General features: G+C 61.2%; 18 protein-coding genes and 2 tRNA genes. 5 read left to right on the top strand and 15 right to left on the bottom strand.

The window, feature by feature from the left end; translation table 11 throughout:
• The first annotated feature begins 16 nt into the window (after positions 1 to 16).
• From siaB to siaD, 3 genes are read left to right on the top strand one after another with little or no spacing between them, the layout of a single operon-like run.
• Positions 17 to 550 carry a biofilm regulation protein kinase SiaB gene (siaB, locus tag DU505_RS09160; protein ID WP_114478689.1) on the top strand — a complete coding sequence of 178 codons (534 nt, stop codon included), beginning with the start codon at positions 17 to 19 and terminating at the stop codon, positions 548 to 550.
• 8 nt (positions 551 to 558) lie between these two features.
• Positions 559 to 957, top strand: coding sequence for a biofilm regulation phosphoprotein SiaC (gene siaC / locus DU505_RS09155; RefSeq protein WP_281271453.1), 399 nt, complete (start codon positions 559 to 561; stop codon positions 955 to 957).
• Positions 954 to 1736, top strand: coding sequence for a biofilm regulation diguanylate cyclase SiaD (siaD, locus tag DU505_RS09150; protein ID WP_114478688.1), 783 nt, complete (start codon positions 954 to 956; stop codon positions 1734 to 1736). Before siaC ends, siaD begins: the two co-directional genes overlap by 4 nt.
• Before the next feature lie 47 nt (positions 1737 to 1783).
• On the opposite strand, the gene DU505_RS09145 is transcribed toward siaD, so the two are convergent.
• The 12 genes from DU505_RS09145 to sdhC all read right to left on the bottom strand — a co-directional run bounded on the left by DU505_RS09145 (position 1784) and on the right by sdhC (position 16948).
• On the bottom strand, positions 1784 to 2680 hold the full coding sequence (locus DU505_RS09145) for an urea carboxylase-associated family protein (protein WP_114478687.1): 897 nt from the start codon (positions 2678 to 2680) through the stop codon (positions 1784 to 1786).
• Positions 2681 to 2851: 171 nt separating this feature from the next.
• Positions 2852 to 4561 carry an EAL domain-containing protein gene (locus DU505_RS09140; protein WP_114478686.1) on the bottom strand — a complete coding sequence of 570 codons (1710 nt, stop codon included), beginning with the start codon at positions 4559 to 4561 and terminating at the stop codon, positions 2852 to 2854.
• Positions 4562 to 4684: 123 nt separating this feature from the next.
• A complete protein-coding gene (locus DU505_RS09135; protein ID WP_114478685.1) occupies positions 4685 to 5128 on the bottom strand; it encodes a hypothetical protein in 444 nt (147 codons plus the stop codon).
• A 191-nt stretch (positions 5129 to 5319) separates the two neighbouring features.
• Entirely contained in the window at positions 5320 to 6192 is an 873-nt protein-coding gene (sucD, locus tag DU505_RS09130) for a succinate--CoA ligase subunit alpha (protein WP_114478684.1), read from the bottom strand.
• Positions 6192 to 7358 (bottom strand): ADP-forming succinate--CoA ligase subunit beta, encoded by a 1167-nt coding sequence (gene sucC, locus DU505_RS09125; protein ID WP_114478683.1) that lies wholly within the window; start codon positions 7356 to 7358, stop codon positions 6192 to 6194. The genes sucD and sucC overlap by 1 nt, the downstream gene beginning before the upstream one ends.
• A gap of 179 nt (positions 7359 to 7537) precedes the next feature.
• Entirely contained in the window at positions 7538 to 8977 is a 1440-nt protein-coding gene (lpdA, locus tag DU505_RS09120; protein WP_114478817.1) for a dihydrolipoyl dehydrogenase, read from the bottom strand.
• Between the two features lie 52 nt (positions 8978 to 9029).
• A complete protein-coding gene (gene odhB, locus DU505_RS09115; protein ID WP_114478682.1) occupies positions 9030 to 10604 on the bottom strand; it encodes a 2-oxoglutarate dehydrogenase complex dihydrolipoyllysine-residue succinyltransferase in 1575 nt (524 codons plus the stop codon).
• A 42-nt stretch (positions 10605 to 10646) separates the two neighbouring features.
• Complete coding sequence (locus tag DU505_RS09110) at positions 10647 to 13478, bottom strand: 2-oxoglutarate dehydrogenase E1 component (RefSeq protein WP_114478681.1); 2832 nt, start codon at positions 13476 to 13478, stop codon at positions 10647 to 10649.
• Positions 13479 to 13730: 252 nt separating this feature from the next.
• Positions 13731 to 14441, bottom strand: a complete 711-nt coding sequence (locus tag DU505_RS09105; RefSeq protein WP_114478680.1) for a succinate dehydrogenase iron-sulfur subunit — start codon at positions 14439 to 14441, stop codon at positions 13731 to 13733.
• Positions 14442 to 14453: 12 nt separating this feature from the next.
• Positions 14454 to 16226: a succinate dehydrogenase flavoprotein subunit gene (sdhA, locus tag DU505_RS09100; protein WP_114478679.1), complete on the bottom strand. Its 1773-nt coding sequence runs from the start codon at positions 16224 to 16226 to the stop codon at positions 14454 to 14456.
• A gap of 3 nt (positions 16227 to 16229) precedes the next feature.
• The gene (sdhD, locus tag DU505_RS09095; protein WP_114478678.1) at positions 16230 to 16577 is read right to left on the bottom strand and encodes a succinate dehydrogenase, hydrophobic membrane anchor protein; all 348 of its coding nucleotides are present in this window, start codon (positions 16575 to 16577) and stop codon (positions 16230 to 16232) included.
• Positions 16571 to 16948, bottom strand: coding sequence for a succinate dehydrogenase, cytochrome b556 subunit (gene sdhC / locus DU505_RS09090; protein WP_220250548.1), 378 nt, complete (start codon positions 16946 to 16948; stop codon positions 16571 to 16573). The genes sdhD and sdhC overlap by 7 nt, the downstream gene beginning before the upstream one ends.
• 453 nt (positions 16949 to 17401) lie before the next feature.
• Between sdhC and gltA the strand changes: the two genes are divergently transcribed.
• On the top strand, positions 17402 to 18688 hold the full coding sequence (gene gltA, locus DU505_RS09085; protein ID WP_114478676.1) for a citrate synthase: 1287 nt from the start codon (positions 17402 to 17404) through the stop codon (positions 18686 to 18688).
• Between the two features lie 146 nt (positions 18689 to 18834).
• Positions 18835 to 19725, top strand: coding sequence for an NAD(P)-dependent oxidoreductase (locus DU505_RS09080; protein ID WP_114478675.1), 891 nt, complete (start codon positions 18835 to 18837; stop codon positions 19723 to 19725).
• A 504-nt stretch (positions 19726 to 20229) separates the two neighbouring features.
• On the opposite strand, the gene DU505_RS09075 is transcribed toward DU505_RS09080, so the two are convergent.
• From DU505_RS09075 to gltX, 3 genes are all read right to left on the bottom strand, one after another.
• Positions 20230 to 20305: transfer RNA gene (locus DU505_RS09075), tRNA-Glu, on the bottom strand.
• A gap of 25 nt (positions 20306 to 20330) precedes the next feature.
• A tRNA-Ala gene (locus DU505_RS09070) sits at positions 20331 to 20406 on the bottom strand.
• A gap of 83 nt (positions 20407 to 20489) precedes the next feature.
• Positions 20490 to 21971 carry a glutamate--tRNA ligase gene (gene gltX, locus DU505_RS09065; RefSeq protein WP_114478674.1) on the bottom strand — a complete coding sequence of 494 codons (1482 nt, stop codon included), beginning with the start codon at positions 21969 to 21971 and terminating at the stop codon, positions 20490 to 20492.
• Positions 21972 to 22150 lie beyond the last annotated feature (179 nt).

Below are 22150 nucleotides of genomic sequence, written 5' to 3'. Positions count from 1 at the left end.
AAGCCAAGGAATTGCCATGGATTTACTGAGTATGCGGGAGAGCTATCAGCATGATCGCATCATGCTGTGCTTCAATGGCCCCATATCACGTAGCCTGATCGAAGAGATCGGCAAGGCACTGCGCAACTATCTGGACACCCAGAAAGCCGCCCCCTCTGCGGCCATGGACGTCTTCGCCGTCTACATCGAGATGACCCAGAACATCCGTCACTATGCCCGCAGCCAGGGCTATGACGAGGAGCTGGCCGCGGCCACGGTGGCAGTGGCACACAGCGGACAAGGGCACTATCAGGTGAGTGCCGGCAACCTGGTCGAGCGGGCCGACGGTGAGCGCCTGGTTGCCACTGTCGAGGCGCTCGCCCTACTGGACAAGCAAGCACTCAAGCAGGCCTATAAGCAGCAGCTGCGCCGCCCCAGGGATGCTGAAGGTCATGAGGGGGCCGGCCTCGGCCTTCTCGACATGGCCCGGAAGTCCAGCAGCCCCTTGCAAGCCGAGTTACAGCCGCTGCCGAATCAACGCAGCTTTTTCAGCCTGACAGCCACGATCTGACCCTTGCCATGACAACCATGATTTCTGATCTCGACATTCCCGGCAGCCAATCCACGCCGACCATTCATAGTGACTGGCAAGGCGGACGCCTGACCATGCGGGGCGATTCCTATCCGGAGAACTCCTACGAACTCTTCGACCAGGTGATTCACTGGGTTCGTCACTTTCTCACCGACGAGCAGCGTCCCCTGCACCTGGAACTCGCGCTGGTCTATCTGAACACCAGCTCGGTGAAAGCGATGATGGACATCTTCGACCTGCTGGAAGAAGCTTACGAAACGGGCCGCGCGGTATCGGTCACCTGGCACTACGATGCTCGCAATGAACGCATCGCCGAGCTGGCCGATGAGTTTCGTGAGGATTGCAGCTACCCCTTCGCCATCACTCCTGTCAGGGGCGAGCCATGAAGGACAAAGAGGACGACGCGTTGCTGGCGCAGGTTGCCGCCCTGCTCGACTCCCCCGAACATGTCGGTCACCCGCTCCATGACGCACTGCAGCGCCTCTACCTGCACCATTGCGACCAACAAGTGCAGGTACAGCGCCTGATCGACATCTCCGACCGCTATCAGTCGCTGGCCATGGAGGCCCGCCAGGTCACCGAGCAACGCTACCAGCGAGCCCTGCGCCGTCAACGCAAGCTATCGCGTATCTCCGATGGCTATCAGGCGCTCATGCATGAGCGCAATCAAGCCTTGCACCAAGCCTCGACCCACGACCCACTGACCGGCCTCCCCAATCGCCGCTTGATCATCGAGCGCCTGGAGGAATTTGTCAGGCAGCGCCGTCGGTTCACCCTGACGCTGCTGGATATCGATCACTTCAAGCGCATCAATGACTGCCATGGCCACGATGTGGGCGACCGACTGCTGGTGGCCATCACCCAGACCTTGAGCGCCACCCTGCGCGACTACGACCTGTGCGCCCGATGGGGGGGAGAGGAGTTCCTGCTCCTGCTGGCCGATACCGACCGCAACGAAGCCCGCAGTATCGTGGAGCGGCTGCGTTCCTGCCTCGCTGCGGTAACGCTACGCGCCGGCGACCAGACAATTTCGGTCACGGTCAGTGCCGGATTGTCCCAGCACCGGCCCGGCGATCCCCATCAAACCACCCTGATGCGTGCCGACCAGGCACTGCTCAAGGCCAAGCGGGCGGGCCGAGACCGAAGCCTCAGCGACTCGATCTAGAGGTTCCCTTACCGCTAGGCATCCCCTTACCGATGTCGCCGGGGCCGTCAGCGGCGTGTATGCTGCGCCGCCAACTCACGCTTTTCCGCCGCCCAATCGATGGCTGGCCCGCGCTGGCCATGGCCCCCGGCATAAGGAGAAGGCTCTGGCGGTTGCCAGCCCTGGAGTAGCGAAGCATCCAGGCAAAATACCTCGACGCCGATAGGGTGGCAGGTTTCCAGCGGATCGCGCGCATTGGGGCCCCACAGGTCCACGGAGAGGTCGCCTCCAGGGCAGCATGACAGGGCACAGAGCAGATCGATCTCGGCGAACAGCTCGAGGTAATCGCCTTCCTTCGCCGGGCACGCCTTCATGAAGTACTGGTCGTCGTCGTTGAGCCCGGTGCACTGGAAGACGTTGAGCACATCGTGGACGTCGAACTCGGTCAGGCCGAAGGGGGCCACCGCGCGGACCAGGTTGGAGTGGCAGTGATGATCGAAGTCCTCGCCGGTGAGCAGGCGGTTGACGTAGGGGTCGCAGCGGGTACCCAGCAGGTCGTGGATCCGCCCGCCCTCCGCATCAACGCCGCTGCCATCGACGCCGTAGCCAGCCAGGGTGTCGTCGATAATCGTCGCCATGGGGCGCAGGTAGGGCAACGTCGACCAGAGCCGGTCGAAGGTCGAGACATGGGCGCGCTGCAGCTGCCGGGTACGCGAGGCCCAGAAGCGCTCGCGGGGATTGTGCAAGCTCCAGAGGTTGAAGTCGCCGACCTGAGGGCCTTCCAGGGTCGAGAGGCGCAGCACGTGTCCCGCCGGCACCTTCCACGCCCGCCCATCGCGAATCGGCACGGTCAACGCCTCGACCCGCTCGCGGCCAGCGGGGTTGGTCAGCCGAGCATAGAAATCACGATCCACGTCCAGAATCGAGCCGCGTGCCGCCTGATAGGCGGCAGGTACCTTGGCCATGGGGCCTCCTGTGGAGTCGTTGCTGCGCGCGGCAGCGTTACATGTGATCGGAGTGCAACGGCTTACCGACCTTGGCAGGATCAGCCGTGCCCATTCAAAGCGGAAACCGCTCTTCGGAACAGCACTGGTTTACTGCTAAGCCCCATACAACAAGATGAGCACCCTTAGATATCAATCGCCTGGCGACTGATACTGTGCCAGGGCCACTTCCTCACCTATCATACTGCGACCGTTCTGCAACCCTTCCAGATACCCTTCCAACGGGATGGGGCGGCAGATGCCATAGCCTTGGAAGCAGTGGACACCAAGCTGCGACAACACATCAATCTGGTCAGAGGTTTCGACAAATTCGGCTACCACTCTCGCCCCAAGGTAATCGGCGATGGCGCATGTAGCCCGCACCACTTCACGATCGATTCCACGCTGCACGATCCCCTTGGTGAATCGACCGTCTATCTTCAATTCCTGAACAGGAAAATCCTGCAGATAAGCAAAGCTGGCATGCCCCGTACCGAAATCATCGATGGCCAGGCTTATTCCCAGCGTGTGAAGCTGCATGACATTCTCTCGCGCCACCTGAACATCGTGTATCACCATTGACTCAGTAATCTCTAGGCAGAGACGCTCCGCGGGCCAACCAGATCGGTCCAGACATTCACTGAGCGAACGAACCAGGTCGACACCAGCCAGGGAGTCCCCAGAAAGGTTGATGGCCACCTCATCAAGCCTTTCACCTCCTGGGTGCGTACTGATTATCGACAGTACCTTTGACAGTACCCAGGCATCCAGGCGAGGCATCAGACCAAAATGCTCGGCGACAGGTAGAAACTCTCCCGCTTCAAGCAGACGGCCGTCGGCATGGCGCCAGCGCAACAATACTTCAGCTCGAATCACCTCTGGCTGCCAAATATCAAGGATCGGCTGTGCGAAGATTTCATAATTACCACCGTGCGTGACGCCGGCCAAGGCATCGCGGAGGTGGCCGACCAGATATAAGGCATCCCGATGGGCTTCGATCAGAGTTTCCGGCTCGCCATGGTGATGATAAAAGTACTCCCCCTCCTGACTTGCCGCCTTGGCGCTAGCCATCAACAGGATCGAAGTCAGGTGTCGGGCATCGTTGCTCTCGATACCCTCCACAAGTACCACTCGCAGCTCGAGCCGAGCCAAGCTGAACCTCCCGTCCTGCTCCGCACTGTTCAGGGCGTAGCGCAGGTTATGGGCAACCGTTGCAGACGCCTCGTCCAAGGGCACCAGCAAGGCAAACAGACCAGGCTGCAGACGCGCCGATGCCACACACCCTGTAGGCACCGTTTCCCGTAATGTGTCGGCAATGCAACACTCCAGGGCATGCACCTCATCCAGCCCTATGAGCGTGGCGAGATCATTGATGTCCGGCACCTGAATGCCAATCAACGCAAGAGGTTCATCGACTTTCCGCCCCGCCAAAGACTCCGTCATGCCGAGATCATTGCTGAGTCTTGTCAGGCCATCCTGGCGACTTGCCTGCTGCAGGCGCCGATTGGCACGGTGATAGGAGTTAACGGCTTCGATAGAAAGAAACCCGACCAGAGCGGTCGTGAACAGGATCATCTGCCCCTGCAGCATGGCAGTTTCATCCAATACGCCTGCAGAGTCTGTGTACAAGTTGAGGTTCACAACCGTCCAGGCCAACACAAACAATGGCGCCACCAGGCGGGGCAACCCTACCGGCAGCAGATAAACGGCAAGGATTGGCATCACCAGCGCCAAATAGGGCAGCCAACTGGAGAGCACCCATGGCATGCGGTCCATAGCCGAGATCAACGCAAGAACGGCAATGGCCAACGCACACCAGGCCAACATCATTGGCCAGAGCCGCGACTGCCCTTCGGGTGGCATCCAGGTCTGGACTCCATAACGCAGCCACTGCCTCGCCAGAGGAGTAAAGAGCAATACCGACGTCGCCTCGGAGAGCCACAGGCCAATGATCAGTTCCGGCGCTGGCTGGCCGCTGGAAAACTGTCAGATTCCAAGCAAAGTGAAGAGCGTGGCGCTCATTATGGCGATAATCGGCACACGCAGTAGACGGCGAGCCCGATCTCGCTCGACGTGTCGTCCCAGCCATCCTGAGAACTCCACCACAAAAAACATCAGCAATACGAAGGCAGCCGTACCTGCGAGTATCTCCAGGGGAGCATCACCGCGTGCCACGTTCCAGGTCAGGGCCGCAAGGCCAAAATAAGGGATTGGCTTCAGCCCAATGGCAAGAACTGTTCCATAGGCCAGCGAGTTGGCCATCCAAAGCGGTGAAATCGGCAAATTGGGCGACATCGACGGGAGCAGGCCACTGACCAGCAGCGCAGCCAGCCACCACGCAGCGAAGGCCATCAACCCGCGTTGGCAGTCCAGCTTCCAGCCAGGTGTTTCGACCTTCTGGAGCTTGGTCGGACCGTACTGGTTTGCCATCTGCGACTCACTCCAAGAAGACACACCCGACAGAACGAGAACCGCATCTGTGTAATAAACACTACGCTCACCCTTGACGGGTAACCAGCGCACGCTGGGAGATGTGTCTCAACGCAAGCTCCGACACAGCCTTTTTGAGATGAAAAAAGGCGCCCGAGGGCGCCCTTTGGCATGTCTGTCGAAAGCTTGGCTTACCAGCCGGTCACTTCCTTCAAGGCATCGCCGATCTCGGCCAGCGAACGCACGGTGCGCACACCGGCATCTTCCAGGGCGGCGAACTTCTCGTCCGCGGTACCCTTGCCACCGGAGATGATGGCACCGGCATGGCCCATGCGCTTGCCCGGAGGCGCCGTGACGCCGGCAATGTAGGAGACCACTGGCTTGGAGACGTTGGCCTTGATGTAGGCTGCCGCCTCTTCCTCGGCGGTGCCGCCGATCTCGCCGATCATCACGATGGCTTCGGTCTTCGGGTCCTTCTCGAACAGCTCGAGGATGTCAATGAAGTTGGAGCCCGGGATCGGGTCGCCGCCGATGCCCACGCAGGTGGACTGGCCGAAGCCGTGATCGGTGGTCTGCTTGACGGCTTCATAGGTCAGGGTGCCGGAGCGCGAGACGATACCGACACGGCCGGGCTGGTGGATGTGACCCGGCATGATGCCGATCTTGCACTCGCCCGGGGTAATCACGCCCGGGCAGTTGGGGCCGATCAGCCGCACGCCCAGTTCGTCGCACTTCACCTTGACGTCGAGCATGTCCAGGGTCGGGATGCCCTCGGTGATGCAGACGATCAGCTTGATACCCGCGTTGGCGGCTTCCAGGATCGAGTCCTTGCAGAACGGTGCCGGGACGTAGATCACGCTGGCCTCGGCGCCGGTCTTCTCGACCGCCTCCTTGACGGTGTTGAACACCGGCAGGCCCAGGTGCTCCTGGCCGCCCTTGCCCGGTGTCACGCCGCCGACCATCTGGGTACCGTAGGCAAGCGCCTGCTCGGAGTGGAAGGTCCCCTGGCCACCGGTGAAGCCCTGGCAGATGACCTTGGTGTTCTTGTCGATCAGGATACTCATTACTTGCCCTCCGCCGCGTTGACGACTTGCTGTGCCGCGTCAGTCAGGCTGGTAGCAGCGATGATGTTCAGACCGCTGGAGGCCAGCTTCTCGGCACCCAGCTCGGCGTTGTTACCTTCCAGACGCACCACCACCGGCACGTTGACGCCGACCTGCTCGACGGCACCGATGATGCCCTCGGCGATCATGTCGCAACGCACAATGCCGCCGAAGATGTTGACCAGCACGGCCTTCACGGAGTCGTCGGAGAGGATGAGCTTGAAGGCTTCCGCCACGCGCTCCTTGGTCGCACCGCCGCCCACATCGAGGAAGTTCGCGGGCTGACCGCCGTTGAGCTTGATGATGTCCATGGTGCCCATGGCCAGGCCAGCGCCGTTGACCATGCAGCCGATATTGCCTTCCAGGGCCACGTAGTTGAGGTCCCAGGCGGCGGCTTCGGCTTCGCGCTCGTCTTCCTGGGACGGGTCGCGCATGGCCTGCAGGTCCGGATGACGGTACATCGCGTTGCTGTCCAGGCCGAGCTTGGCATCCAGACAGTGCAGGTTGCCTTCGTCGGTGATCACCAGCGGGTTGATCTCGAGCAGCGCCAGGTCCTTCTCGTGGAACAGGCGGGAGAGACCCAGGAAGATCTTGGTGAACTGCTTGACCTGATCGCCCTTGAGGCCCAGGGCGAAAGCCAGCTCACGGGCCTGGTAGGGTTGAGCACCGACCAGCGGGTCAACCTCTGCCTTGAGGATCTTCTCGGGGGTTTCCTCGGCGACCTTCTCGATCTCGACGCCGCCCTCGGTGGAGGCCATGAAGACCACGCGACGGGTGGTGCGGTCGACCACGGCGCCCAGGTAGAGCTCATTGGCGATATCGGTGCAGTTCTCGACCAGGATCTTGGCGACCGGCTGACCCTTTTCGTCGGTCTGGAAGGTCACCAGGTTCTTGCCCAGCCACTGCTCGGCGAAGGCCTTGGCCTCCTCCGGGCTCTTGATCAGCTTGACGCCGCCGGCCTTGCCGCGGCCACCTGCGTGAACCTGGGCCTTGACGACCCACTTCTCGCCGCCGATCTTCTTGCACGCTTCCGCCGCTTCCTCGGGTGTGTCGACTGCGAAGCCCTTGGATACTGGAAGACCATAGTCGGCAAACAGCTGCTTGCCTTGATATTCGTGAAGGTTCATCGATTCATGCCATTGGTTGCATGTGACTCGAACGGCAACCGCGGAATACCGCCGGATGCGGTCTATCCCGGGTTACCCCCGTTCGTACCCGATACATGGCCGGGTACGACGCGCCACCCGCATGGGCGACGCTTGTTGTTGCCTAATCCGTGTTGTTATTGAGCCGCGCGCGAGCTGGCTTACTTGCGCTTCTTGCGGTTGGCCATGTGGATGGCATGCCCTTCCACCGCCAGAGCGGCTTCATGCACGGCTTCCGACATGGTCGGGTGGGCGTAGCAGGTCAGTGCCAGATCCTCGGCGCTGGAACCGAACTCCAGGGCGATCACGCCCTGGGCGATCATCTCGCCCGCATGCTGACCAACGATATGCATACCCAGAATCCGATCGGTCTCAGCATCGGCGATGATCTTGGCTTGACCTTCCGTCGCGTTATTGGCCATGGCGCGACCGCTGGCGGCAAACGGGAAGGAACCGGTCTTGACCTCGATGCCCTTGGCCTTGGCATCCTGCTCAGTCATGCCGACCCAGGCCACCTCCGGGAAGGTGTAGATGACGCAGGGGATGGCATCGTAGTTCATCTCGGCCTTGTGACCAGCGATGATGTCAGCAACCATGATCCCCTCTTCGGAGGCCTTGTGGGCCAGCATCTGACCACGCACGCAGTCGCCGATGGCATAGACACCCGGCACGCTGGTACGACACTGGTCATCCACATGGATGAAACCGCGCTCGTCAAGGCCAACGCCGACACCGTCCGCCACCACACCCTTGGTATAGGGGCGACGACCGACACAGACGATCAGCTTGTCGAAGGTCATTTCCTGCTCGCCTTCGGCATCGGAGTATTTGACGACGACTTCCTTGCCCTTGACTTCGGAGCCGGTGACGCGCGCCCCCAGCTTGATGTCCAGGCCCTGCTTCTTGAGCAGCTTCTGGGTCTCCTTGGCAATGGCGCTATCCACCATCGGCAGGAAGCTGTCCATGGCCTCGAGCACCGTCACTTCACTGCCCAGACGGCTCCAGACGCTGCCCAGCTCCAGGCCGATGACACCGGCGCCGATCACGCCAAGACGCTTCGGCACGTCCTGGAACTCCAGGGCACCGGTGGAATCGACGATCAGGCCCTCGGTCAGCGGGGTCGGGGGTATCTCGACCGGCACCGAGCCAGCGGCAATGACGATATTGTCGGCCTCGTAGGTGGTGGCCTTGCCGTCCTTGTCCGTGACCTCGACCTGCTTCGCGCCGACAACCTTGCCGGTGCCCTCGATACCGGTCACGCCGTTGGCCTTGAACAACCCGGCGATACCGCCGGTGAGGTTGCTCACGATCTTGTCCTTGCGGGCCATCATCTTCTTGACGTCCATGCTGACGTCACCGGCCTCGATGCCCATATCGGAGAAGTCGTGCTTGGCTTCGACGAACTTGTGGGAAGCCTCGAGCAGCGCCTTGGAGGGAATGCAGCCCACGTTCAGGCAGGTACCGCCGAAGACGACCTTGCCTTCCTTGCCGATCCACTTCTCGACGCAGGCGGTCTTCAATCCCAGCTGGGCGGCACGGATGGCGGCCACGTAGCCCCCGGGGCCCGCACCAATGACGATCACATCAAATTTATCGGCCATGTGGTTTTCCTTGATCGGTTCGCGTTTGAGTCCGTTGAGTCGGGCGTCGCGCTCAGACATCCAGCAGCAGACGGGCCGGGTCTTCCAGCAGCTCCTTGATGGTGACCAGGAACTGTACTGCGTCCTTGCCATCGATCATGCGGTGATCATAGGAGAGTGCCAGATACATCATCGGACGAATTTCCACCTTGCCATTCACCGCCATGGGGCGATCCTGAATCTTGTGCATGCCCAGGATGGCGGTCTGTGGCGGGTTGATAATCGGAGTCGACATCAGCGAGCCGAAGATCCCACCGTTGGTGATGGTAAAGGTACCGCCCTGCATCTCGTCGATGCCGAGCTTGCCGTCGCGCGCCCGCTTGCCGAAGTCGACGATGCCCTTTTCGACGTCGGCGATCTTCATGCTGTCGGTATCCCGCAGCACCGGCACCACCAGGCCGCGGTCGGTGGAGACCGCCACGCCGATGTCCTGATAGCCGTGATAGACGATATCGCTGCCATCGATGGAGGCGTTGACGTCCGGGAAGCGCTTGAGTGCTTCGCTGGCCGCCTTGACGAAGAAGCCCATGAAGCCGAGCTTGGTGTCGTGGGCCTTGAGGAAGGTGTCTTTGTACTGGGCCCGCAGGCTCATTACCGCGCCCATGTCCACCTCGTTGTAGGTGGTCAGCATGGCGGCGGTCTGCTGTGCCTCGACCAGGCGCTTGGCGATGGTCTTGCGCAGGCGGCTCATCGGCACCCGCTTCTCGGGGCGCTCGCCTTCGAAGGCCGGCGGCGCGGCGGAGGCCGCCTGCTTGGGCGCGGTGGACGGTGCAGCGGCTTTCTTCGCAGTGCCCGCCTGGACGGCACGCTGCACGTCCTCCTTGAGGATGCGGCCACCCTTGCCGGTGCCCTCGATCTTGCTGACGTCGAGGTCATGCTCGGCAACCATCTTGCGCGCTGCCGGTGCCAGGATCTTGTCACCCACCTTCTCGTCCACGCCTTCGTCACCGCCTGAGGCGTCTGCTTCGGCCGGCGCGGCGGCGTCGCCCCCCGCACCTTCGGTGAAGGTCGCCAGCACAGCCTCGGATTCGACCTGGCTGCCCTCTTCGGCCTTGATTTCGGCAAGCGCACCATCGGCCGGCGCCACCACCTCAAGCACTACCTTGTCGGTTTCGATATCAGCCAGCACGTCATCGCGCTTGACCGCCTCGCCCACCTGCTTGTGCCAGGTGGCCACGGTGCCCTCCTGGATCGATTCGGGGAAGGTGGGCGCCTTCACCTGGTGCTGCTTGCCACCACTGGCCGGCTTGTCGGCCTTGGCATCGCTCTTTGCTGTCGCCTTCTGGTCGGCCTTGGCGTCGGTTTTCTTCTCGTTCTTGTTGTCGTCCTTTTCTTTCCCGCCAGCTGCCTTGCCCTCACCGATCCTGCCGAGCACTTGCTCGGACTGGACGGTGTCACCCTCCTCAGCCGTTACCTCACTTAGCGTGCCGGCCTCGGGCGCCAGGACCTCGAGCACCACCTTGTCCGTTTCAATCTCGACGATCAGTTCATCGCGCTCGACCCTGTCTCCGGGCTTCTTGTGCCAGGCAGCTACGCTGCCTTCGGCAACGGATTCCGGAAAGGTGGGCGCTTTGATCTCGGTAGCCATGTCGTTTCCCTTGTGTGATCTCTCTCGTTCTGGTGAATCGCCTTAGATGGTGAAGGCGTCTTCGACCAGCTGGCGCTGCTGTTCGGTATGCACGGACATGTAGCCCGCTGCGGGTGCCGCCGACGCCGGACGACCGGCGAATTTCAGCTCGCCACCCAGGCCGTTCTTGAGCATGTCGGCCACGGCCCGCATATGGTGCTGACTCGAGTACCAGGCCCCCTGGTTGAGCGGCTCTTCCTGACACCACACCATCGACTCGAGGTTGACGTAATCCTTGAGCGCCTCGAAGAGCTCCTCCTTGGGGAAGGGGTAGAGCTGTTCGATACGCAGGATCGCGGTATCGTCACGCTGGTTCTCTTCACGCCAGGCCGCCAGGTCGTAGTAGACCTTGCCTGCGCACATGATGACGCGCTTGACCCGCTGGGCATCAAGGCTGCCCTGATCCGGCAACACCATGTGGAAGTGACCGTTGGCCAGGTCGTCCAGGCTGGATGTGGCTTCTTTATGCCGCAACAGGCTCTTGGGCGTCATCACCACCAACGGCTTTCTCAGCTTGCGGATCACCTGGCGGCGCAGCAGATGGAATATCTGCGCCGGCGTGGTCGGCACACAGACCTGCATGTTGTGCTCAGCACACATCTGCAGGAAGCGCTCGAGCCGCGCGGAGGAGTGCTCCGGACCCTGCCCCTCATAGCCGTGAGGCAGCAGCATGGTCAAGCCGCACAGGCGCCCCCACTTGGTTTCACCGGAGGAAATGAACTGATCGACCACCACCTGGGCGCCGTTGAAGAAGTCGCCGAACTGCGCTTCCCAGATCACCAGGTGATTAGGCGCTGTTGTCGCATAGCCATACTCGAACGCCAGTACGGCCTCCTCCGAGAGGAAGGAGTCGTGGATGGTGAAGCGCGGCTGGCCATCGGCCATGTGCTGCAGTGGCACATGGACGCTGCCATCCTTCTGGTTATGCACCACCGCGTGGCGGTGAGAGAAGGTACCGCGACCCACGTCCTGACCGGTGATACGCACCGGATGACCTTCATCGAGCAGCGTGGCGTAGGCCAGGGTTTCGGCAAAGCCCCAGTTGAGGCCCAATCCGCCGGCCTGCATCTTGCGACGGTCTTCGTAGATCTTGACCACCTGGCGCTGCACCTCGACGCCGTCGGGAATCTCACACATCTTGCCAGCAAGACGCTGAAGGCGCTTCATCTCGACGCCAGTTTCCGCATGGCCGGACCACTCATGACCCAGGTACGGTTGCCAGTCGACGAACAGCGAGGTATTGGGCTCCTGCACCAGGGCGTTGGCCACATGGTTGCCGGCCATCAGATCCTCGCGATAGGTCTCGATCATCGCCTTGGCGTCTTCTTCGGAGAGAACGCCCTGCTCCACCAGGCGCTGGGCATAGAGCGTACGCGACGACGGGTGTTCCTTGATCTTGCGATACATCATCGGCTGGGTGCCGGAAGGCTCGTCGGCCTCGTTGTGGCCCCGGCGGCGATAGCAGACCAGGTCGATAACCACGTCCTTCTTGAACTGCTGACGGTAGTCCAGCGCCACCTGTGTCGCATGCAGCACGGCATCCGGATCGTCGCCATTGACGTGGAAGATCGGTGCCTGAACCATCTTGGCGATGTCGGTGCAGTACTCGGTAGAGCGCGTGTCCTGAGGATGCGAGGTGGTGAAGCCGACCTGGTTGTTGATGACGACATGAATCGTCCCACCGGTCTTGTAGGCACGGGTCTGGGACATCTGGAACGTCTCCATGACCACGCCCTGACCGGCGAAGGCCGCGTCACCATGGATATTGATCGGCAGCACCTTGGTGCCTTCCAGGTCGTCACGGCGGTCCTGGCGCGCCCGTACGGAGCCCTCGACCACGGGAGAGACGATCTCCAGGTGGGAGGGGTTGAAGGCCAGCGCCAGATGGACTTCGCCACCCGGTGTCATCACGTTGGAACTGAAGCCCTGGTGGTACTTGACGTCACCGGAGCCGCGCTCGATGATCTTCTTGCCGTCGAACTCGTCGATCAGCTCTGACGGGTTCTTGCCGAGGATATTGACCAGCAGGTTCAGGCGCCCGCGGTGGGCCATGCCGATGACCACTTCCTTGACACCGTAGCCGCCACCGCGCTGGATCAGCTCGTCCATCATCGGGATGAAGGACTCGCCGCCCTCCAGGCCGAAGCGCTTGGTGCCCGGATACTTGGACGCCAGGTAGTTCTCCAGCCCCTCGGCAGCGGTGAGGCGTTCCAGCAGGTGCTTGCGCACCTCATCGCTGTACTTGGGCGACGAACGCACCGACTCGAACCGCTGCTGAAGCCAGCGCTTCTCTTCGGTATCGACGATGTGCATGACCTCGCAGCCGATGGAGCGACAGTAGGTCTGCTCCAGCGCCTCGACGATCTCACGCAGCGGTGCCGTGTCCAGCCCCATGAAGAAGGAACCGGTCTGGAACTCGGTATCCAGATCAGCCTTCGAGAGCTGGTGAAAGGAGAGATCCAGGTCGGGAACCGGTACCGGGCTACGCAGGTCAAGCGGGTCGATATCGGCCTTCTGGTGGCCCCGGAAGCGATAGGCGTTGATCAGCTGCAGGACCTTGACCTGCTTCTTGCCTTCTCCGCTTTCAGCGGCGGCAGCCGTCGTCGTTCGGCGTGAGCGTCCCAACTGCGCGAACTGATCGCGGATGGGACTGAGGGGAACATCGGAGGTAGAGCCGCCTTCCGCAGTGGGCAGCTGGTCGAAGTAGGTTCGCCACTCTTCGGGGACGGAACCTGGGTCGGCGAGGTATTGCTCGTAGAGCGCTTCCACATAGTGAACGTTGCTGCCGCTCACGTGGGAGCTGTTCCACATCAACTCCATTATGCCTTGTTGCATCTCTCGGTCACCCTGCACTGATGGGGTGTTGTCGGCGCCGTCACGGGCCAGCCGCGACGGCTTGGCTGGTGCCCTGCCGGAAGGGCGTCTTCCTTAGCCGGCGGTTCCGGCCGCCAGGCCGGAATCCTTGAATTCCATGGTCAAGAGCCGGTACCTATGGCACCGGCTCTTGAATTACCGCACGGGAAACGACCGCGGCAACTCGCCGCAGCCAGATTCCGGCAGCCATGATAGCAAGCCCTTGGCCACGTTTTAAGTGGCATTCGCAAGCAGCATGTCACGGATCTTGCCGATGGCACGTGTCGGATTGAGCCCCTTGGGGCACACCGCCACACAATTCATGATCCCGCGGCAACGGAATACGCTGAACGGATCCTGCAGCTCGGCAAGGCGCGCCTGGGTGGCGGTATCCCGCGAGTCGGCCAGGAAGCGGTAGGACTGTAGCAGGCCCGCCGGGCCGACGAACTTGTCCGGATTCCACCAGAACGACGGGCAGGAGGTCGAACAGCAGGCGCACAGGATGCACTCGTAGAGACCGTCCAGCTTGTCGCGTTCCTCCGGCGACTGCAGGCGCTCGATGGCGGGCGCCGGTTCGTCGTTCTGCAGGTACGGCTGAATGCGCTCGTACTGCTTGTAGAACAGCCCCATGTCGACCGCCAGGTCGCGCACCACGGGCAGACCCGGCAGCGGCCGCAGCACCAGCTTGTTGTTCTTGACCACATCGGACAGCGAGGTGATGCAGGCCAGGCCATTCTTGCCGTTCATGTTCATGCCGTCGGAGCCGCACACGCCTTCGCGGCAACTACGACGATAAGCGAGGGTAGTGTCCTCGGCCTTGAGCATCTCCAGAATGTTCAGGACCATCAGGTCACGGCCCTGGGTGTCCACCTGATACTCCTGCATATAAGGTGCGGAGTCGGTTTCCGGATTGTAGCGGTAAATGGATACCTGAAGCATGGACATCGTGACTCCCCCTTAATAGGTGCGGATTTTGGGCTCGAAGGTGTCAACGGTCTTCGGCTTGAAGTTGACGTCTCGCTTACCGACCTTCTTCTCGAGCGGGAAGTACATGGAGTGCTTCAGCCAGTTGACATCGTCGCGGTCCGGATAGTCGTAGCGAGAGTGCGCGCCACGGCTCTCCTTGCGCTCCAGTGCCGCAATGGCGGTCGCTTCGGCGACTTCCATCAGGTTGTCCAGCTCCAGGGCCTCGATGCGCGCCGTGTTGAAGGCGCCGGACTTGTCGACCAGGTGCGCTTCGGCGATACGGCCGCGCAGCTCGGCAAGCTTCTTGACGCCTTCCTGCATGTTGTCTTCCTGACGGAATACGCCGAAGGCGTTCTGCATGATGCTCTGCAGCTCGACCTTGAGATCGGCGACCGACTCGCCGCCACTGGACTCGTTCCAGCGATTGATGCGGGTCATGGCGCTGTCGATGTCGGACTCACTGGCGTCGAGGTACTCGACCCCTTCATTGAGTGCACTCTCGATGAACATGCCGGCAGCACGGCCGAACACCACCAGGTCGAGCAGCGAGTTGCCACCCAGGCGGTTGGCGCCGTGAACCGAGACGCAGGCCGCCTCGCCACAGGCGAACAGGCCGCCCACGATCTGGTCGTTGCCGTCGGCATCCTGCATGATCGCCTGGCCATGAACGTTGGTGGGGATGCCGCCCATCATGTAATGGCAGGTCGGCACCACCGGAATCGGCGCCTTGGTCGGATCGGCGTGGGCGAAGATCTTCGACAGCTCGCTGATGCCGGGCAGGCGTTTGTTGAGCACCTCTTCACCGAGGTGGTCAAGCTTGAGATAGACGTGATCGCCATTCTCGCCGCAGCCACGGCCTTCGAGTATCTCCATGACCATGGAGCGTGCCACTACATCACGACCGGCCAGGTCCTTGGCGTTGGGCGCATAGCGTTCCATGAAGCGCTCGCCATCCTTGTTGACCAGGTAGCCACCCTCGCCGCGGCAGCCCTCGGTCACCAGCACGCCGGCACCGTAGATGCCGGTGGGGTGGAACTGCCACATCTCCATGTCCTGCATGGGGAAGCCGGCGCGCAGCGCCATGCCGATACCGTCGCCGGTATTGATCAAGGCGTTGGTGGTCGAGGCGTAGATACGCCCGGCACCGCCGGTGGCCAGCACGGTGGCCTTGGACTTGACGTGCACCACTTCACCGGTCTCGATGCACATGGCGATACAGCCCACCACGTCGCCATCGGCATTCTTGACCAGATCTACCGCAAACCACTCGTTGAGGAAGGTGGTGTTGTTCTTCAGGTTGTTCTGATACAGGGTGTGCAGCAGGGCATGGCCGGTACGGTCGGCCGCGGCACAGGTGCGAGCCGCCTGCCCTCCTTCACCAAAATTCTTGGACTGACCGCCGAAGGGGCGCTGATAGATCCGCCCATTATCGAAGCGCGAGAACGGCAGGCCCATGTGCTCGAGCTCGAAGACCGCCTTGGGGCCCTCGGAGCACATGTACTCGGCGGCATCCTGGTCTGTGATGTAGTCGCCACCCTTGACGGTGTCGTACATGTGCCAGCGCCAGTCATCGTTGGGGTCGGCGGACGCGATGGCACAGGTAATGCCGCCCTGGGCGGATACGGTGTGCGAACGAGTCGGGAAGACCTTGGACAGCACGGCGGTCTTCTTGCCGGACTTGGCCAGCTCGAGAGCGGCACGCATGCCGGCGCCGCCGCCGCCGATGATGATGGCGTCGAATGTCAGACTACGCATGGTTGACATGTATCAGGCTCCCCACAGAACTAGAATGCCCCAGACCAGGAACACGAAGATGGCCAGGATGATGACGAGCTGGGTGCCGACACGGACCCCGGTCGACTTCATGTAATCGGTGGTCACTGTCCACAATCCGATCCAGGCGTGAGCGGCAAGAGAGATAAAGGCCAGCAGCGAGAAGATGCGCATCCAGGTCTGGGCGAACAGGCCGCTCCAGGTGTAGTAGTCGAGTCCTGGATTGAACAGCAGGTAGGCGACGATGAACAGCGTATAGAGGGCCAGTATGACCGCCGACACACGCTGGATCAGCCAGTCGGACAGGCCGCTGCGGCCCAGATTGGTGATGTTGGTTACCATACCCAGACTCCCGCCAGAATGATCAGAACGGCACTCACCACCACTGTGATCTGCGCCTTCTTGATGCCCCCCTCCAGGGTGACGCCGAAATCGGCATCCATGAGCATGTGCTTGATGCCGGCCACGAAATGGAAGGCCAGGGCAGACAGCAGCCCCCAGGCCACCAGTTTCGCCAGGATATTGTTGGCCAGGGCGTCACTGACGGCGGCAAAGCCGGCCGGGGATGACAGCGACTTGTCGAGGGCCCAGAAGGCGAAGATCAAGCCGATGAAAAGGATGACGCCGGTAATTCGGTGGGCGATCGACGTCAAGGCGGGAAGTGGGAACTCTATCGTGGTGAGGTCGAGGTTGACGGGTCGTTTGCTATTCACGGCTCTATACACACTCTCTTGGCTCGCTCCTGTGCCGGTCGGGCTGGCTGGAATGCGGGCGGTGGTTTGAGGTAGGGGGCTCGCCGTTGCCGGGACGGGCATGACAACGAGTACCTGCCAGTCGCGCGCAGTGGATTATAGGGATATGAACCCCTAGTGACAAATGATCACCCACCGAACTCGACCATGGTTCAAGCCCAATGGCCATGACCGTTCGGTCGTCGGCGTGACAACCCGCCGCACCAAGCGGTCTCCATGGTGCACAGCACCAATTTTTGTACAAAAATCGATGCACGACAAGACAAGTGTACAACCAAGAGGTCGCTTAAGGCGAATTGACAATCCCGGGAACGCTTCTATAGTGGGCGAACCTTTTTCGCGGCCCAGCATAAGAAAACACTGTTTGCGAAATAACGACTTAACGTTTCAATTCGACTTCGAGAGGAGGCCAGCATGGCTGACAGGAAAGCGACACTGACGGTAGACGGTCTGGACAATCCCGTCGACCTGCCGATCTACTCAGGCACCCTGGGGCCTGACGTGGTCGATGTGCGCGGCCTCGGCGCAGAAGGCCTGTTTACCTACGACCCGGGCTTCATGGCCACCTCCTCGTGCCAGTCCGCCATTACCTACATCGATGGCGCCAATGGGGTGCTCCTGCACCGCGGCTACCCCATCGAGCAACTGGCCAAGGAGTCCAACTTCGTCGAGATGTGCTACCTGCTGCTGTTCGGCGAACTGCCGGACGATGCACAGTATGCCGATATCGAGAAGCGCATCAGCAACCACACCATGGTCCACGACCAGATCAACAATTTCTTCAAGGGGTTCCGCCGCGACGCGCACCCGATGTCGATCCTGTGCGGTGTGGTCGGCGGCCTGGCGGCCTTCTACCATGACCACATGGACATCACCAAGGCCGAGGATCGCGAAATCAGCGCCATCCGCCTGATCGCCAAGATGCCGACCATCGCCGCGATGTCCTACAAGTACAACATCGGCCAGCCGTTCAACTATCCGCGCAACGACCTGAACTACGCAGAGAACTTCCTCTACATGATGTTCAGCAATCCCTGCGAGGAGTACAAGACCAACCCGGTGTTCGCCAAGGCGATGGATCGTATCTTCATGCTCCACGCGGACCATGAACAGAACGCCTCCACCTCCACCGTACGCCTGGCAGGCTCTACCGGTGCCAACCCGTTCGCCTGCATCAGCGCCGGCATCGCCGCACTCTGGGGCCCGGCCCACGGCGGCGCCAACGAAGCCGTGCTGGCCATGCTCGACGAGATCGGCGACGACTCGGAAGAAAACATCCAGCGCTTCGTCGACAAGGCCAAGGACAAGGACGACCCCTTCCGCCTGATGGGCTTCGGCCACCGCGTCTATCGTAACTTCGACCCGCGCGCCAAGGTCATGAAGGAGACCTGCGACGAAGTACTGGCCGAGCTGGGCATGGCCGATGACCCGCAGCTGAAGATCGCCAAGCGCCTGGAGCAGATCGCCCTGGAGGACGAATACTTCATCGAGCGCAAGCTCTACCCCAACGTCGACTTCTATTCCGGCATCATCCTCAAGGCCATGGGCATTCCGACCAACATGTTCACGGTGATCTTCGCCGTGTCGCGCACGATTGGCTGGATCTCCCACTGGCACGAGATGATCACCGGAGACTACAAGATCGGTCGCCCGCGCCAGCTCTATATTGGCCATCCCCAGCGCGACTACCCCGTCAAGTAATCTATCCTGTCACTACCCGGCAGGATGCGGCCAAGGCCGCTCGGTACAGAAGGCCGCCCTACGGGCGGCCTTCTGCGTACATGCGCCCAGCGCAATTGCAAGTCGTGCAATCCATTACTCTCGTCATCGACATGAAGGAACCACCAATGAGCCACACCATCTCGACTGTTGCCTTTATCGGCCTGGGTGTAATGGGCTACCCCATGGCCGGCCACCTCGCCAGGCAAGGCCTGACGGTACGCGTCTACAACCGAACCGGCGCCACGGCCGAAGCCTGGGTCGCCGAATATGGCGGCAGCCACCACACAACCCCTCAGGAAGCCGCCCAGGGCGCCGACCTGGTACTGGTCTGTGTAGGTAACGATGACGACGTTCGCCAGGTCACAACCGGCTCACAGGGCGTCCTGCACGGCATGGCCGGCGGCAGCCTGCTGGTCGATCATACGACGGCCTCATCCGATCTGGCCGAGGAACTCGCCGTCATCTGTCACGAGCACGACATCGGCTTCATCGACGCCCCCGTTTCCGGCGGCCAGCAAGGCGCAATCAACGGCGCCCTGACCATCATGTGCGGCGGTGAAGAGAGCGAGTTCGCCCGGGTTGAGCCCACCCTCGCCCACTATTCCCGCGCTGTCAGCCTCATGGGGCCTGCCGGTAGCGGCCAGTTGACCAAGATGGTCAACCAGATCTGCATTGCCGGCCTGGTGCAAGGCCTTGCCGAAGGCCTTCACTTCGCCGAGCAGGCCGGGCTCGACCAGCAGCGAGTCATCGATGTGATCGCCAAGGGGGCCGCCGGATCCTGGCAGATGGAAAATCGCCACAAGACCATGATCGAGGATGACTACGAGCATGGCTTTGCGGTGAACTGGATGCGCAAGGACCTGGGAATCTGCCTAGAGCAGGCTCGCAGGCTCCAGGCTCGCCTGCCGGTGACCGCATTGGTGGACCAATTCTATGGCGACGTTCAGGTCATGGGAGGCGGACGCTGGGACACCTCGTCGTTGCTTCGTCGCCTGCGCTCCCCGAGTCGCGACTGAAACCGATACGGGCGTCACTATGGATGTGGCGCCTCGAGGCCGAACCCATCCTTCAAGCATGAAGAAACTACTACCTGACGCTTGACAACCCGTACCCATCAGGCAGGAATTCGTTGCTTTATACCGCCTCGGAACGTTTTCCACACATTCTGTGGATAACCCTGTTCACAACCAACAGAAAACGCCATCGAATCGGCATGACCAGAGGGTTGCCGTTAAATTGGTTATTTTTTGATCAATTATAAGTCATTGATAGAGAAGAGTTTTTGCGAAAACATCTAGGTTGCGGCGGGATCTGAAAACTACACACAGGGGAGAGGCGGGAGGCCTGCACGAGTGGACAAGTCAAGCCCTAAATAGCGAAAAACCGGCACTTCAATGCACTTTACACGCAAGGGCAAGCCGTCACCGGCCAGAGGAGGACAAGACACAAAAAAGACGCGCCAGGCGTCTCGGGATCTCGATGGCAGAAACTGGATTGCAGAGATGAATTGCACAGAAAAATGGCGTCCCATAGGGGGTTCGAACCCCTGTTCCCGCCGTGAAAGGGCGGTGTCCTGGACCACTAGACGAATGGGACGCAGTGTCGCACAAGGCAAGACGATTGGTGGAGCCTAGCGGGATCGAACCGCTGACCTCAACACTGCCAGTGTTGCGCTCTCCCAGCTGAGCTAAGGCCCCACACGTCTCGTGAAGACGAGGCGTATAGTACTGATTCGCCTCGTCTTCGTCAACAGGATAAAGACGATTTCCCGGAGCCCGGCTCAGGCGAGCTCGCGGTACTCCTTCTCGAAGCGCTTGGCCTGCTTCTTGGAGACCCCGCCAAGCACCTCGATAGCGTGGCGCAAGCGTGCCCGGGTCATGTCAGAGCCCAATATGGCCATGGCATCCATGACCGATGTGCTCGCCGCGGAACCGGTAATGGCAATGAAGACAGGGGCCAGGAAATCCTTCATCTTCAGTTCGAAATGCACCGCCAGCGACTTGACCTCGCCGAGCAGCACTTCCTTGTGCCAGGCCGGCACGACCTCGAAGCGCCACACCAGGAACTGCAGCAGCTTGACCAGCTCCTCCCGTCCCAGCTTGACACTGTCGAAATCGCCCTCTTCGATCTCCGGCAGGCCGGAGAAGAAGTGGCCAGCCAACGGTGCCACCTGAGAGAGGGTTTCCACACGGGTGCGCACCTGAGGCAAGATCTGGCCCACGTACTTCTCGTTGAATGCCCACTCCATCAAGGCCTTGAGGAACGCCGTGTCGTCGAGATCCTCGCGAATATAGAGACCGTTGAGCCAGGTCAGCTTCTCGAGATCGAAGACCGGTCCGCCGAGCGAGACCCGCTGGATATCGAAGTGCGTCATCATCTCGTCGAGGCTGAACTTCTCGCGCTCGTCGGGCATCGACCAGCCCATGCGCCCCAGATAGTTGGTCACCGCCTGGGGCAAGTAGCCCATCCGGCGATAGTAATTGATCGAGGTGGGATTCTTGCGTTTGGAAAGCTTCGACTTGTCGGGGTTGCGCAGCAGCGGCATATGGCAGAGCACCGGCATCCGCCAACCGAAGTATTCATAGAGCAGCTGATGCTTGGGGGCCGAGTTGATCCACTCTTCGCCACGCAGCACGTGAGTGATGCCCATCAGGTGGTCATCCACCACGTTGGCCAGGTGGTAGGTAGGCATGCCATCGGACTTGAGCAGGATCTGAGCATCGACCTGAGCCCAGTCGACTTCGATGGAGTCGCGCAGCATGTCCTCGATCAGACAGGTACCCGTGGTGGGCACATTCATGCGCACTACGTGTGGCCATCCCTCTCGTTCGCGGCGTGCCTGCTCTTCGCTGGGCAAGGCCAGATCGACGGGCTTCAGCGCCAGGTGCATGCCGGCCGCCTTGCGGGCCTCTCGCAGCTCATCCAGCTCCTCGCTGGTACGGTAGCACTTGAAGGCGTGGCCGGCGTCGACCAGTTGCCGGGCGTATTCGGCGTAGATATCTCCCCGCTCGCTTTGACGGTAAGGGCCATGGGGGCCACCGACATCCGGCCCCTCGTCCCACTCGAGCCCCAACCATCGCAGCGAATCGAGAATCATCTGCTCGGATTCAGTGGTGGAGCGAACTCGGTCGGTATCCTCGATGCGCAGAATGAACTGCCCGCCATGCTGGCGCGCGAAGCAGAGATTGAACAGGGCAATGTAAGCGGTGCCCACATGGGGGTCACCGGTGGGTGACGGCGCAATGCGAGTACGTACGGTCATGTCGTCCTTATCCATTGAGAAATGAGCTTGGCGCCATTATACGCACCTGCCTGGTCACAGGCAGCCGACCGGGAACCCTTTCTCACATCCGAGGATAATATAAGAGCGAACCTCCACTGCAATCACGACTGGCCCGTGCCGCCCTCTCCGCCATCACCAAGGCTACACACCAGAAATCA

The sequence above is a fragment of the Billgrantia montanilacus genome (assembly GCF_003336675.1).
GTDB classification, from domain to species: domain Bacteria; phylum Pseudomonadota; class Gammaproteobacteria; order Pseudomonadales; family Halomonadaceae; genus Halomonas; species Halomonas montanilacus.
Note: the sequence above shows the minus strand (reverse complement) of the source record. Positions and strands in the feature narration are given on the sequence as shown.